This window comes from Pontibacillus sp. ABV4_188 (genome assembly GCF_056311905.1).
Genome location: NZ_CM149975.1, coordinates 3573422 through 3587787 on the forward strand (window position 1 = coordinate 3573422; position 14366 = coordinate 3587787).

General features: G+C 41.8%; 11 protein-coding genes. 4 read left to right on the forward strand and 7 right to left on the reverse strand.

Annotated features, from left to right (window positions below; translation table 11 throughout):
- Positions 1–196: 196 nt before the first annotated feature.
- The gene (gene cudC, locus ACYX4O_RS18100; protein WP_476352870.1) at positions 197–757 is read left to right on the forward strand and encodes a choline uptake/conversion transcriptional regulator CudC; all 561 of its coding nucleotides are present in this window, start codon (positions 197–199) and stop codon (positions 755–757) included.
- 166 nt (positions 758–923) lie between these two features.
- Positions 924–1802 carry a glycine betaine ABC transporter substrate-binding protein gene (locus ACYX4O_RS18105; protein ID WP_476352872.1) on the forward strand — a complete coding sequence of 293 codons (879 nt, stop codon included), beginning with the start codon at positions 924–926 and terminating at the stop codon, positions 1800–1802.
- Between the two features lie 196 nt (positions 1803–1998).
- Here the strand turns inward: ACYX4O_RS18105 and ACYX4O_RS18110 are convergent, their stop codons facing one another.
- Complete coding sequence (locus tag ACYX4O_RS18110; protein ID WP_476352874.1) at positions 1999–3483, reverse strand: methyl-accepting chemotaxis protein; 1485 nt, start codon at positions 3481–3483, stop codon at positions 1999–2001.
- Positions 3484–4135: 652 nt separating this feature from the next.
- Between ACYX4O_RS18110 and ACYX4O_RS18115 the strand changes: the two genes are divergently transcribed.
- A complete protein-coding gene (locus tag ACYX4O_RS18115; protein ID WP_476352876.1) occupies positions 4136–5089 on the forward strand; it encodes an L-lactate dehydrogenase in 954 nt (317 codons plus the stop codon).
- A 33-nt stretch (positions 5090–5122) separates the two neighbouring features.
- Positions 5123–6748 carry an L-lactate permease gene (locus tag ACYX4O_RS18120; protein WP_476352878.1) on the forward strand — a complete coding sequence of 542 codons (1626 nt, stop codon included), beginning with the start codon at positions 5123–5125 and terminating at the stop codon, positions 6746–6748.
- 537 nt (positions 6749–7285) lie between these two features.
- On the opposite strand, the gene ACYX4O_RS18125 is transcribed toward ACYX4O_RS18120, so the two are convergent.
- The 6 genes from ACYX4O_RS18125 to ACYX4O_RS18150 form a co-directional block, all read right to left on the reverse strand.
- The gene (locus tag ACYX4O_RS18125; protein WP_476352880.1) at positions 7286–8092 is read right to left on the reverse strand and encodes a transposase; all 807 of its coding nucleotides are present in this window, start codon (positions 8090–8092) and stop codon (positions 7286–7288) included.
- A 335-nt stretch (positions 8093–8427) separates the two neighbouring features.
- Positions 8428–9135, reverse strand: coding sequence for a MurR/RpiR family transcriptional regulator (locus ACYX4O_RS18130; protein WP_476352881.1), 708 nt, complete (start codon positions 9133–9135; stop codon positions 8428–8430).
- A 111-nt stretch (positions 9136–9246) separates the two neighbouring features.
- Positions 9247–10539: an MFS transporter gene (locus ACYX4O_RS18135; RefSeq protein ID WP_476352883.1), complete on the reverse strand. Its 1293-nt coding sequence runs from the start codon at positions 10537–10539 to the stop codon at positions 9247–9249.
- Between the two features lie 17 nt (positions 10540–10556).
- Positions 10557–11990 (reverse strand): FGGY-family carbohydrate kinase, encoded by a 1434-nt coding sequence (locus ACYX4O_RS18140; RefSeq protein WP_476352885.1) that lies wholly within the window; start codon positions 11988–11990, stop codon positions 10557–10559.
- Between the two features lie 5 nt (positions 11991–11995).
- Positions 11996–13480 carry an FAD-binding oxidoreductase gene (locus ACYX4O_RS18145; RefSeq protein ID WP_476352887.1) on the reverse strand — a complete coding sequence of 495 codons (1485 nt, stop codon included), beginning with the start codon at positions 13478–13480 and terminating at the stop codon, positions 11996–11998.
- 38 nt (positions 13481–13518) lie between these two features.
- Positions 13519–14310, reverse strand: coding sequence for an SDR family oxidoreductase (locus tag ACYX4O_RS18150; RefSeq protein WP_476352889.1), 792 nt, complete (start codon positions 14308–14310; stop codon positions 13519–13521).
- Between the last annotated feature and the right edge of the window lie 56 nt (positions 14311–14366).

The following is a 14366-nucleotide window of genomic DNA, read 5'->3' on the forward strand; positions in this document are numbered from 1 at the left end:
AAATAACTTCATGGTTACAATTCCTAGAAAGAAAAGAAATGAGCTGAATCCTTACAGGGATTGATACGGGGTCATTCATATTTTCTTAAAAACACGTTTGGCATTTGACATTTAATCTATACGCGTTAACATAAAGTTCGTAAAGAATATTTGAGATTTATTTAATAAAAGATATGTTTATTGAAGGAGCGACCTAATGAGTGAGTCAAACGAAAGGCCACAACTCAAAATAGAAGAAGCAAAAGATAAAGTCATGGGTGCAATTGCAGAAACGATGGATTTATACGGGGTCACCCCGGCGGCTGCGAACCTTTATGCAACCATGTACTTTGAAGGTCAGATGACGCTTGATGAGATGCGTTCAGAACTTGGAATGAGTAAGCCAAGTATGAGTACGAGCGTCCGTAAGCTTCAGGAAATTGAAATGGTGAAAAAAACATTTACACGCGGTTCAAGAAAGCACACATATGCAGCGGAGAAAGATTTCTTCCATTCCTTTATGGCGTTTTACTGCCAGATGTGGGAGCGTGAAGTGAAAACTAATCTCGGGGCGATTGAATCAGCTCAAGAAGATTTTGTAGAAGTTATGAAAGATTCCAGCAGCACACCAGATATTGTTGCTAAAGCGAAGGAATACTACGACCAATTGGAAGAATCGAAGACGTATTATCATTGGCTCGGTGATTTAGCAGAAAGTATTCGAAGCGGTGAGATCTATAACTTCTTACCGAAAGATCAGAAAGATTCAATGAAATAGCAGTTCGGGGGTCTGTTGTAGGACAGACTCCCCGTTCTCATCACGTTCCACTTTTACATAAAAGAGAGAATTTCGTTTTGCATTTTTGTTAAAAAAATTCTTAATACATTTAACGTTAAATGTATTTAAGATATAGATATCACTAAGAAAAGGGGAGTTGAGCAACATGGACAAGTGGAAAAAATCATGGAGTATGTTGTTAGCAATCGTGATGATAGCGGTACTAACAGCATGTGGGAGCACCGAGGAAGCCGGTGACGAGGAGAAAGCGGATAAGAAAATCTCAATCGGCCAAATTAGCTGGGCTGAAAATATTGCCGTCACGAATATGTGGAAGGTCATTCTAGAAGATAAAGGGTATGACGTAAAGCTAACCAACTTGAACATGGGAAGTACGATGGCCGCGTTAAAAAGCGGAGACCTAGATGCCAGTTTAGAAATCTGGTTACCGGTTCAGGATGCCAATTACTTAGAGAGCTATCAGGATACCGTGAATTTCTCAGATGCCACATGGTATGACAATGCAAAAGTAGGACTTGTCGTTCCATCCTATATGGAAGATGTGAATAGCATCGAAGACTTGAATGAACATAAGGAAAAGTTTGAAGGGAACATTGTCGGCTTTGACCCCGGCGCAGGAACGATGGAAGTAACGGAACAATTAATTAAAGACTATGACCTTAATTACATCTTGCAATCAAGCTCTGAACCGGCGATGCTAGCTGAAATTGGCGAAGCTGTGAAAGAGGAACGACCAATCGTGGCTCCTCTTTGGAGCCCGCACTGGATCTTCTCGGAATATGACTTAAAATTCTTGGACGATCCGAAGGAAGTGTACGGCGGCGTAGAGAAAATTCACCACGCAACACGCCAAGGCTTTGCAGACGATCATCCTGAAGTAAAAGAATGGCTAAAGAACTGGAAGATGAACGACCAGCAAATCGGCGAACTCATCAACAGTGTAGAAAATAGTGAAGAACCCATAGACGGCGCACGCAAATGGGTGGAAGAGAATCAAGACTTGATTGGTGAATGGGTAAAATAAACGGGACTTGGGGACAAACGGGACTTGGGGACAGGTACATTGTCCCTTCTTTTCACTAAATAATATGGACTGGTGTCTCTGGTCACAGAAAAAGCAGAACTAGTAGTTCTGCTTTTTTCTAATGCGCTATTCTGTTAAGGCGGGGATTGGTGGCGGGACAACGTACCTGTCCCCCCATCCCACGCTCCATCCCAAATCACGAGCGGTTGACGATGTTCACAAACGATTGAATGGACTCTTCAAGTGTAGAGTAATCCTCTACGATTTCATTCACTTTCGCATTCTGTTCTTCTACACTAGCGAGAACTTCTTCAACCCCCGCTGCCGTCTGTTGAGTAATTGAGGACACCTCATTGATTTGATCACTCGTTAGTTGAGACGATTCTAGTAATTGTTTTATGTTTTCATCAACGGTCTGGGATTGAACAACCACGTTGTTCCCATTTTCTTTAATAGTTTCTAGCACATTTTTTATCTCTGATGAGTTGGCCTGACTTGATGTGACGGCCTCTCTTCCTTCTGTAACCTTCTCTACTGACCCATTAATGTTATGCTGAATCTTTTCTAATATAGAAGCGATTTTAACAGTAGAGGCTTTGGACTCTTCAGCTAATTTCCTAACTTCATCTGCTACAACGGCGAAGCCTTTACCATGTTCACCTGCGCGGGCGGCTTCAATGGCAGCGTTTAAAGCCAGAAGATTCGTTTGCTCAGAGACATTATTGATGACTAGGATAATATCGCTAATTTCAGCTGCTTCTTGTTTTAATTGGTTCATAGAATTTTCCGCTTGCATCATAATAGAATTTACACTTTCAATCTCTCCATTCAAATGGTTCATCTGATCAAATGCTTGATTAGCTACGTCTACCGACTTTTGGGTATTTTCCTTCATAGAATTTGAACTTACATTCACATCATCTACATTTGATTTACTTCGATCAACGAGGCTAGTGATATCCATAACACCAGCCGCCTGGTGCTCAATAGCTGAGGCCATTTCATTAAATGTCTTGGTCACTTCAGAAGATACACGACCTGTTACATCAATATTCCCCTTCAAACTATCACTAAAATTACTAAGCGTTTCTAGGGAACTTTTTACTTGTGTAACCATCTCTTCCGCATGCTGCTGTGCTGACAGTGCTTGCTCTTCATTTGCACTCGATTTTTCTTGAAGTTTAGTATTCAGTCTTGCCTGGAACATTAGAAAAGCCGTCACTAAAACGATGTACAGAATAAGTGAAACTAAACCTTCCACGCCGTAATCCGGGAACATAACCGGGCCAAACTGTATATAAAACAGAACGGTTAAAGCGATTTGCAAGGAGGAGATGACTGCAATTGGCTTCATTAGCTGATAAACCGAGATAACCGTTAAATTATAATAAACCATTAAGTAAGAAATCATATGTGGATTGCTTTCGACCATAAAATATGTAATTAAAGTCAGACTGAGCATGACTATGTACATAACATATTTAACACCTATTTCTTTCCAAGTCAAAATCGTGCCGATTGTGGTAAACGTTCCTCCAATCCCCAAAATAATTCCGGCGATTACCCATCCTGAATGACTTGTGAAGTTCGTTAAAATACTTAGCAAAATTGAAAACCACGATAATTTGATGATTAACTTGTTACGATCGTTAAGTAACGATAATTTTTTATCCTTCCCCATAAAACTACCCCTTCTAAAGCTCATTTAGGCAAAAAAGCCCATTTCTACATATTACTATAATTTTTATAATTTTTCCTTAATTCGGGACGAAGGGACAGGTACATTGTCCCTCCCCCTCTCTCAATCCCTATAAAATAAGCCCCTCTCTACTTAATCAAACGTTGATCAAGTAGAGAGGGGCTTATGAATATTTTAAATCACTATATGCTTCTATATTAAATTAAGAGACTACCATACTAACAACTCCTATAATGACAGCCCAGATTGGTAGACTAAGCATCAAAGCCCACATAAACCCTTTAAAGAAATTCCCTTCTTCCTCCATTCAAACGTCCCCCCGCAACTCTTTTACAACCATTATGGTCATCAAAAGAGAATCATAAACTGGCTGGGACACTGTACCTGTCCCCCTGGCCCGTGTGTCACCCTGGCCCGCGGCCCACTAACTGGGACAAGGAACCTGTCCCCTCATCCCACCGTCCCCTCATCCCACCAGTTGTGAACAATACGTGAACATGTAAGCGCTCTTTTAGTTACTACTGTTTCTTTTTGTGAAAAGTTTCACATGTGGTATTGATCCCATAACAAAAGCGTTGCATAATAAGATTGTGAATAGATTCACATAAATTATTTTTCTACGGAGGAATTTAAAATGACAACTAAAAATGTTAACCGCGTGGCACTAATTGGAGCAGGATCCGTAGGGAGCAGCTATGCTTTTGCCATGCTAAACCAAGCCGTAACAGAAGAATTCGTAATCATTGACTTAAACGAGGACAAAGCGATGGGCGACGCTATGGACTTAAATCATGGAAAAGTATTCGCCCCCAACCCAACAAAAACATGGTACGGACAATACGACGATTGTAAAGATGCCGATATTGTTTGTATCTGTGCAGGAGCTAACCAAAAACCAGGCGAAACTCGATTAGATTTAGTGAAGAAGAATCTATCTATCTTCCACACAATCGTAACGAACGTAATGGCTAGTGGCTTCAATGGAATCTTCCTTGTCGCTACTAACCCAGTCGATATCTTAACATACGCTACTTGGAAATTCAGCGGACTACCAAAAGAGCGCGTAATTGGCAGTGGGACAATTCTTGACTCTGGCCGCTTTCGATACATGCTTGGCGAATATTTCGAAGTCGCACCATCTAATATTCATGCAACCATCATCGGTGAACACGGGGACACTGAACTTCCTGTCTGGAGTCACGCGACAGTAGGAGGCGTACCTGTTTTAGAAATGATGAAACAACGCCCTGACTATAAACTTGAAGACTTGGACGAAATTTTCACAAACGTTCGCGATGCAGCTTATCACATCATCGAGAGAAAAGGCGCTACCTACTATGGCATCGCAATGGGGCTAACTCGAATTACAAAAGCGATCCTAAACAATGAGAATAGCATCATGACAGTGAGTGCCTACTTGAACGGGGCGTACAACACGGAAGATGTGTATATTGGGGTGCCAGCTGTGATTAATCGTAACGGAATCCGCAATGTGGTGGAAGTTAGCTTGAATGCTGAGGAAACAGAACAGTTCGACCATAGTGCTCGCGTATTGAAAGACATTTTAGAGCAAAATTTTGAAGCATAACGATTATTCTGAATTAGAAAGAGATGATATCCGATGTGGTTACAACAGTACGATCCATTTGGAAACGAATTAATCAGTGCCTTTATCGCTTTTCTGCCGATCTTGTTTTTCTTTCTCGCTTTAACAAAGTTTAGAATGAAAGGCATACTTGCAGCCTTTCTTACCCTTTGTTTGAGTGTAGCCGTGTCTGTCCTATTCTTCAATATGCCGCTGGCTCAGGCCCTATCCGCTTCTGTATTAGGCGTTGCGAAGGGGTTATGGCCGATCGGTTACATTGTCATCATGGCCGTTTGGCTTTACAAAATCGCTGTCCGGACCGGTAAATTCACCGTCATCCGGGCTAGCATCGCAGGTATCTCAGAAGACCAGCGCTTACAGCTATTATTAATCGGGTTTAGTTTTAACGCATTCCTTGAAGGGGCTGCCGGTTTCGGAGTTCCGATTGCGATCAGTGCCGCCTTACTCGTTGAACTCGGCTTCCGTCCACTGAAAGCTGCTGCCCTATGTTTGATCGCCAATGCCGCATCTGGCGCTTTTGGAGCCATCGGGATCCCCGTTATTGTTGGGGCGCAGATGGGCAACTTAGAAACGATGGAACTATCTAGAATGCTCGCATTCACGCTACCTATGATCTCTTTTGCCATTCCATTCTTACTCATCTTTATTTTGAATGGTGTGAAAGGAATTAAAGAAACACTTCCGGCTCTCCTCGTCGTAAGTGGAATTTATACAGGGACTCAAACTTTCACCATTTTATTCTTAGGACCTGAACTAGCGAACATACTAGCCGCGCTTCTTAGCATGGCAGGCCTTGCTCTGTTCTTAAGAAAATGGAAGCCAAAAACGATTTACCGTGAAAGCGATGCTCCTGAGACTACACACTTGGACACCTATTCTCTTAAGGAAATTGTGAAAGCTTGGTCTCCTTTTTATATCTTAACCGCAACGATTACGATCTGGAGCTTACCCGCTTTTAAAGCGTTATTCAGTGAGGACGGGCTTCTAGAGAACACAACAAAAATGATTCCGATGCCGTTTCTGCATGAGACCATTATGAAAGCACCCCCGATCTCTCCAGAAACCGTGGCGCTAGATGCATTATTCAAATTAGACATCATCTCTGCAACAGGGACCGCGATTCTTGTAGCTGTACTGCTAACAGGACTATTCAGCTCTGCGATCACGCTACCGCAAGGAATGAACTCTTTAAAACTTACTGTAAAAGAATTATGGGTACCCGTTCTGACGATCTGCTTCGTCATGGGGTTTGCAAATCTATCAAACTTTGCAGGACTCAGCTCTACCATTGGATTAGCGCTATCTAAAACAGGCGACTTGTTCCCACTCTTCAGCCCTATCTTAGGCTGGCTCGGTGTTTTCATTACAGGTTCTGTTGTCAGTAACAACGCCCTGTTCGGCCACCTACAAGTCGTAACAGCTGAACAAATCACAGCAAATCCAGCCCTACTACTAGCAGCCAACACAGCCGGAGGCGTTATGGCGAAACTCATATCTCCACAATCTATCGCTATTGCGACCGCCGCCGTTAAACAAACCGGTAAGGAATCAGCCCTTTTCCAGAAAACGCTCTACTATAGCCTTGCGCTCCTAGCAGTTGTGTGTGTATGTACGTTTGTACTCTCTTTGATGGGAGTGTGAGCTGGGATGGGGGGACAGGTACATTGTCCCTTCGCTTCTACTGAGTCAGATGGGTCACTACTCGTCCTTTAGTCCTGCATATGGTAGAATATGAGAGGTTGAAAATAGGATTAAAATAGATTAACTTTCATAATTTACCTAGGAGGCGATCCCTATTCAGTTTCCATTCGATGTATCGACCCACCCTTACCCGACGATAGAATGTCCACACTGCAGCTGTGAACCAGGACGAAAAGGAAGAATAAGACGGTACAAACATATCGATGACGGCATTTGTTTTGTTTGCAAAGGAAAAGGTCAAGTTCGTACAGAAAGAGCAATCCTTGAACAGAATCAATGGATTGAACAAGAAATGAAAACCGATCCAGAAGCAAAAGGCCACACCTTTCATTCCTACAAGAAAAAATGGTTCCGCGACTTAGAAGAAGAAGCCTCTTTCTTTGAGGATTAATTGGGCCGGGGGGACAGGTACCTCGTCCCTTCGTTTCCCTAAATATCAATTCACATAAAAAAAGCAGAACACCTCGTTCTGCTTTTTTACTCGTTCGATTCAAACGGGACAACGTACCTGTCCCTCCGTCCCACCGCACGACCCACTACGCTTTTAGAAATACCGGTTATGCGCGATATCTGTCTGCAAGACACGCCTTCGATTTCCTTAAGATATGCTAGTATGTCATTTCGCTTCTTACGCTCCATTTGTTGCAACATACTACTATTAGTGACGCCTAGATTACTCAAGTGTTCTCTTACTTCAAAATCTTGCACCCTTCTTTTTACAAAAATATCAAGGCACTGGTCCTCGTTTACCTCTTCCATTAAGATCTTATATCGCCTCAAAGCTGGAGCATCGTCTAATGCTAATAAGGCCAGATATTTTTCCGTATCGACTAAATCAGAACGACCACCGAGATACGCATGAATGCTCGTCCATTTACTATCCCACACGTTTCCGACAACCGCCGCCTTCAATGGATTTTGGTGAATATACCTCACTACCGTCAGGAAATACTCCATATCATTCACACACTCGCTATTAAAACGCCCCTGAAACAAGTGTCCGTGTCGGTCGTACTTCAAGTTGTACCAGTACACATAGCTCGAACTGATCCTTTTCAGAGAATGGGAAACTGACTCCTCTCCTTCTTCTAATAAAAGATGCACATGATTGTCCATAATACAGTAACTATAAATCTTAAAATGACAGAGTTCCTTATATCGTTTTAGGGTTCGTAGAAATTGATGTTTGTCGGTGTCCTCTTCGAAGATCGTTTGTTGGTTGATGCCTCTCAGCATAATGTGGTAGATGCCAGTACGGCTTTGTTTTCTCGCTGTTCTGGGCAATTTTTTGGGGAACCTCCTTTCGTTAGAGGTGGATGGGGTGAGAGATAGGGGAAAGCCGGGGGTGTGCTCTTCTTTATATTTCTACCATCCCTTTAAAATTCCTTCAAAAAGATGAAAGACGGGACAGGGGGACAGGTTCATCGTCCCAGTATGCAGTGAATTAATCCCCCCACACAATAACGCATGTATTTCAGCCCTTTCATTAACATTAGCTAGTCAATTACGTGTTTATTTCGTGAAGTGAAGGGACGATGTACCTGTCCCCTCATCCCACTTGAAGGGACAAGGTACCTGTCCCTATGTCCCCCCCCCCTGGAGGGACAAGGTACCCGTCCCTATGTCCCCCTCAGTTTAGTTGCGATTTCTTCCATGAAGATGAAGAAGATCGTTCTGGTTTTCTCAAATGGGAGTAATTGTTCACTTTGAGTGTATGTAGAAAGATGGAAAACGTAATCCACTAATGCTTCCTGAATAGTAGCGTACTCTTCTAAAATCAACATGATTTCTGATCCTTGATTTTTTGTTTCTTGGAAGAGATTCTCGAACGTGGAGAACTTACCGGTGACTGAGAAGACAATTAACAGTGTATCTTGATCAGCCATCTGCTTCACGTACTCTTCACTGTGAGTGACTTTAATGTTTTTAGCTGAAACGATATCCAGCTTATACGCAAAATATTCCGCACTAATAAATGAAGGACCTAAACCAAATAGAATCACTTTATCAAACTTATGATAGACCGATATAAATTGATCAACTGAGCTATGATCAAAGTGTTCTAAGAACAACATCAATCGTTCCAGCTCTTCCGTCTTCTTTTCACTCTCAACATTAATTTCTTGCCCACTGAAGTAACGCTTGTATTGTTTGAAATTATCGAACCCTAACTTCCGAACCAACGTAGACACTTTAGAAGGAGCTACGTTACATACGTCTGCCGCTTCTACAATCTTTAACCGATCATTTTTCTTTACTAATTCAGACACTTTACCATGTACATCTTTCTCCAACGTGGTTAACTGTTCCGTGTTTAACCGTAACATGTTAGCTCCCCTTCTCTTTTTTTGAATCTTCATTACTCAATTCGCGAAAAAGGAACAACTATCATTCCAGAACTTAAGAAATGATAATTGTCCCTATCTAAACTCCTACACTTATGCAGAATAGGTCTGTTGATCTTGCACAACCGTATTTTTGTTAACCGTTTGCTTGAAGATAAATGTAATCACGATCGCTAGAATACCAGCAATGGCACTTAATAGGAAGTAGGCATTGTATCCACCTGCATCACCAAAACTTGAAATCATACTGCTCATTACAAGCGGCAGTAGAATATCAGGGAGATAACCAATTAATGAAACAAATCCGATAGAGAGCCCTAGTACTTCTTTATTAATATTACAATCACCAAGTAGGGACCAATAAAGACCGCGAATGGTATAAATCGCAAGTCCACTCAAAATCACGAGGGCACTAAAGACCATATTCGGTAAAGATGTTGGGAGGATTGGGATAAGGAAGAGAAAAACGGTCGCAAAACCTAAAGCGAACATTAAGATGTTACTCTTACCAAACTTGTCCCCAAGAAAGCCTCCAGCTACTCCCCCAATCGGACGCATCCACAACATCGTTACGGTTATTGTTCCGACTGTAGAGGCATCAAGTTCAATATTAGTTCCAAGGAAGCCACCAAAGTAGTACACAGTCCATGTGACTACATAGGACATAAAGATAATGCCGCCCAACAGCCACACATACTTATTAAGAACCACTTTCTTCACAAGATTCATACTAAGCTTGTTACCGTTCTCATTCGACTCTTCTGCAGCCTCTTCATTCTCCTCATCCACATTTACAAAGAAGTAAATTAAGACAGATACAAGAATTAAGACTCCCGAGTATAAATAAACCACATTCACCAGTGCATCTTGCTTATCTGCAACAGCTTCACTCGCTCCTAGTACTGAAGAAAAGATAAAGACCGCTATACTAGCTAGCGTTGCTTCAACAACTCCTCGCCCGCCATCTAATATGCCAAAGAAACGGCCTTCTTCCTCTTTCTTTGAAATAATTTTAACAATCTTTAAATGAGCCGACCAAAACGTGAGAACAGAGAAGAGCCCCCATATAACAAAGATCAAGATTACTACTGGATAACTCGGTACCTGTGCAAACCAGATCCCCGCTAACCCAACACAGAGTAAGGAGATAGAAATTAATTTCTTCGCTGAAAATCGATCTGCAATCCAACCACTTGGGAAGTAACCGACGATGTAGGCAACTCCTAAAACAGAGAATATGCTATTTAGTTGCGATAGACTCATATCGTATACTTCTAGAATCGTTCCTTGATAGTTGGTTCTCAGATAGATTAGGGGAAAAATCGCCCCCGCTGCTATTACAATCAAGAAGAACTGGAAATATCTCTTCACATTACTTGATTTCACAGACACCACCCAACCCTTTAATTAAATATAGGATAAATAAGCTTAGCGACTTCGTCCGTATGCTTTCGTATATGCTTGACCACATGTTCATTTACCTTCGTGTAAAATGAATGGACTTGCTCATTAGGAGTAAATCTTGACTCTGTTGTAACCATTTGCTGAATAGCGGAGTTGAAATCCTCATAGATACCTAATGATTGAGATGCACAAATTGCAGCCCCTACACAAGCACTACTACTTCCTGTCCTTCTATAAGTCGGAAGCCCAAACACGTCTGAAAGAATTTGCATCATAAGATCACTTTTAGAACCTCCGCCAATCACAACAATGTCCTTCACTTCAACTCCAATTTCTTTAGTCATGGCGTCGATATTATTCTTCATTTCATAAGCGATGGCTTCTAATATAGACCGATAGATATGATAGCGTGTATGGCGTTGATCGAACCCAATCATCATTCCCTTTCGATATGGAGTGTCTGGTGAGGCCAACCAGTCTAAGACCGTAAACAATCCATCACTACCTGCTGGGATTTCTGTCGCTTTTCGATTCATAAATTCCTCTTCAGAAATACCTGCTTTCTCCGCTTCTTTCACAAGTTCTTCACCAATTAGTTTCTTAAACCAACTAACTGTCCATAATCCTCTTCGAATTCCATTTGATTCGTAAGCGTACTGATATGGGATGGAGGCGAAGGTTGGAAAGAAATTGGTAGCGTTTTCAAAATAGGTTTCCCTCACCATCATAGATGAGATAAATGTTCCAAGTGAAATCATAATAGAATGTTCATCATGGATGCCTGATCCTAACGCTTCCACTGCTTTATCATTAGCTGTAGCTACAACAGAGATCGTTTCACTTAATCCTAATTCTTTCGCTAAATCCCCTCGGAGAGTACCTAGCTCTTCACCTGGTTTCACGAGGTTAAAGAGCATATCACGCCTCAGTCCATATGCCGCAATCTCCTCATCATCTGTAGACCAATCTAGCGTTTCTCGATTCACAGGCCAAAACACTTCATAATTTGCTGCTGTATCGTTGTATTGTCCCGTTAATTTGAGACCAAGGTATCCGGAGGTGGTCGTTACATAATGAACACGATCATCGGTATGCTCATATGGCTTCGATAACCTGGCGTCCATCCAGCTAATAACTGGATGGGCCAGATTTCCATGCTCATCTAAAAGAACACGACAGCACCTGATGGTACATAATCCAATCCCAATAATCTCTTTCCGGTCCCCTTGAAAATTGTTTAAACATCGATTAACCGCTTCGTACAAACTGTCCCACAAATCATCTTCAGGGTGAACGACAACTCCAGGCTCAGGAGAAAGGGTCTCTTTCAAAGTAGAGGAACCATAAGCCAATTCATTTCCCTCTATATCAAAAATTACAACTTTCGTACTTTGGGACCCACTATCAATCCCCATGATATATTGATTACCCATACTCATCACCCTCTGATATATTTCTTCACTTCATTGTATTGAGGGAAGATGGTCCCGTGGTTCATGATTCCGTTTGGATCAAAAGCTTCTTTTAATTTCTCTAGCATGTAATAAGCTGAACCATGCTCTTCTTTTGTCCATTCTGAACGATACTTTCCAATGCCGTGGTGATGACACATAGACCCACCAAGCTTCAGAGTCTCTTCAATGATGATCTGGTGAATCGGATGATGATATTCCAGTAATTCATCTTCAGGGTCGCAATTAATAGTATAGTTGTAGACAAAATACATGTTCGTCCCGTTTAAATAACTATGAGAAGAATGTCCTCCAAGCATCGTTAGCTCATCAGCGCGCTTAAATTCATTTCTCACTCGCTCTATGACATTGTTGTAGATCTTAATCACGTTCTCCCAATCAGCAGAAATTTCTGTAGTAAAGCCATCGTGAGAATTATGCTTAATCATTTCTTCAATCTCAGCATCAATCCTACTCTGATCCCAATTCAAGTTATTGAACCAATCTTCTATTAGGGAAGAATCGACTTGCTTCACAATGCCTGACTGGAATTTCTCTACCGCTTCCTCAATCGCCTCACTCGTCGCTTTCACAAGACCTTTGGCTCCTTCAGCCATAAAGAGGAGTACACATTTTCCTTCATAGAAATTCCCGAAATGATTTCTCGCATCTTCTTCTGAATAACAACGAGCCACTGATGGTCTGAATCCATTCACCATGACCTCTCTTAAAATGCTAATACCCGTTTCCATATCTTCGATTAAATAGCCATGGAACTCATTATTCTCAGGCATGTATTTAAAGATCTTCACCGTTACTTCTGTAATATAGCAAAGCGCCCCCTCATTCCCTAGCGCAATGTGACGAATATCAGGTCCTCCTGATCTTCTTGGGACATTCTTAATCTTAGAAATGTTCCCTTCTGGAAATACACACTCTAATCCAACAAGCATATCTTCCATAGCTCCATAAAGGGTCGAGAACTGACCGATGCTTCGAGTAGCAACTAACCCACCAAGTTGGGCAACAGGCTTCGACTGTGGAGAGTGCCCCGTTGTATACCCTAATTTACGCAGCTCATCCTCTAAGGTTTGCAGCTTAACACCTGTCTGAACAGTTGCCTGCATATTGTAGGTGTCAATATTCGTAATCTCATTCATCTTAGATCCATCGATTACAACAGTTGCCTGTTTCCAGTTCTCTAAGCCACCTTCTGTCCCCGTCTTCCCGCTCCGCGGAATGACGTTGATGAGTTGTTCGTTACAATACACAAGGAGACTTTTAACCTCTTCTTTGGAAAGAGGATAAACGATTGCTAACGGTTTAGGCACATCGAGAACATTTTTCGACTTTGCATATTTCTTATACCGGTCAGCAGATGCATCGTATAAGGCAGCATCGTCTGTGACAACTTGCCCCTCGGATAGCAGCTCTTTTAAGTCTTCAACAATTGAATTTGTTTTTATAGTCATTTCCTCGTCTCCTTTATTTTCATAAGTAGTCTAGTAATCTATCGAACCAAGTATCCGCCATCAACATTGATCAGCGTTCCATTTACGTAATTGGATGCATCAGAAGCCAGGAACACCATTGTTCCCATAAGATCCTGAATATTTCCCCATCTGTTTGCAGGAATATGATCCAAAATACGTTGGTTACTCTCAGGGCTGGCTCTCGTAACTTCAGTGACATCTGTTGCGAAATACCCTGGAGCTATTCCATTTACTTGTATGTTGTGTTGAGCTAATTCATCGCAATAAGCTTTCGTGAAACCTGCTAAACCATGCTTAGTAGCTGCATAAGCAGGAGACCACTGTCCACCAAGATAAGAGAATAACGAACATGTATTAATGATCTTACCGCTCTTTTGAGGAATCATATATTTCGCTACTTCATGCGCTAAATCAAAAGGTGCAGTAAGGTTCACCGACACCATCTTATCCCATTGAAGCCGTGTGAATTTCGTTACATCCTTCTCATTTATGTTAATACCTGCATTATTGAGCAAGATGTCGATCTTCCCGTAAACAGAGAGACACTCTTCAACCACTTGTTTACAAGCACCGTCTTCAGTAATATCAGAAATCATCAGGTGATACTTGACACCTTCTGCTTCTATGAGCTGCTTTGTTTCTTCGTCCTCAGCCATACTAACCGCAAAGATATCTGCTCCCGCCTTAGCCAGAGCGAGCGCGAACCCTTGACCTAAACCTGAATTCCCTCCAGTTACTAGCGCTACTTTCCCCTCTAAATTAAAGAAGTTCATATTAAAATCTGTTATGTTCGTTTTTACGGCGTCCATCGGATCCCGCCTTCCTTTTAATTTTCTGAATTCATTGTATACTGTATCCGTTTTCA

What these genes read in the sequence shown, in the direction of transcription:
- cudC (WP_476352870.1), top strand. Translation starts at nt 197, where the DNA reads ATGAGTGAGTCAAACGAAAGGCCACAACTCAAAATAGAAGAAGCAAAA.
- ACYX4O_RS18105 (WP_476352872.1), top strand. Translation starts at nt 924, where the DNA reads ATGGACAAGTGGAAAAAATCATGGAGTATGTTGTTAGCAATCGTGATG.
- ACYX4O_RS18110 (WP_476352874.1), bottom strand. Translation starts at nt 3,483, where the DNA reads ATGGGGAAGGATAAAAAATTATCGTTACTTAACGATCGTAACAAGTTA.
- ACYX4O_RS18115 (WP_476352876.1), top strand. Translation starts at nt 4,136, where the DNA reads ATGACAACTAAAAATGTTAACCGCGTGGCACTAATTGGAGCAGGATCC.
- ACYX4O_RS18120 (WP_476352878.1), top strand. Translation starts at nt 5,123, where the DNA reads ATGTGGTTACAACAGTACGATCCATTTGGAAACGAATTAATCAGTGCC.
- ACYX4O_RS18130 (WP_476352881.1), bottom strand. Translation starts at nt 9,135, where the DNA reads ATGTTACGGTTAAACACGGAACAGTTAACCACGTTGGAGAAAGATGTA.
- ACYX4O_RS18140 (WP_476352885.1), bottom strand. Translation starts at nt 11,990, where the DNA reads ATGGGTAATCAATATATCATGGGGATTGATAGTGGGTCCCAAAGTACG.
- ACYX4O_RS18145 (WP_476352887.1), bottom strand. Translation starts at nt 13,480, where the DNA reads ATGACTATAAAAACAAATTCAATTGTTGAAGACTTAAAAGAGCTGCTA.
- ACYX4O_RS18150 (WP_476352889.1), bottom strand. Translation starts at nt 14,310, where the DNA reads ATGGACGCCGTAAAAACGAACATAACAGATTTTAATATGAACTTCTTT.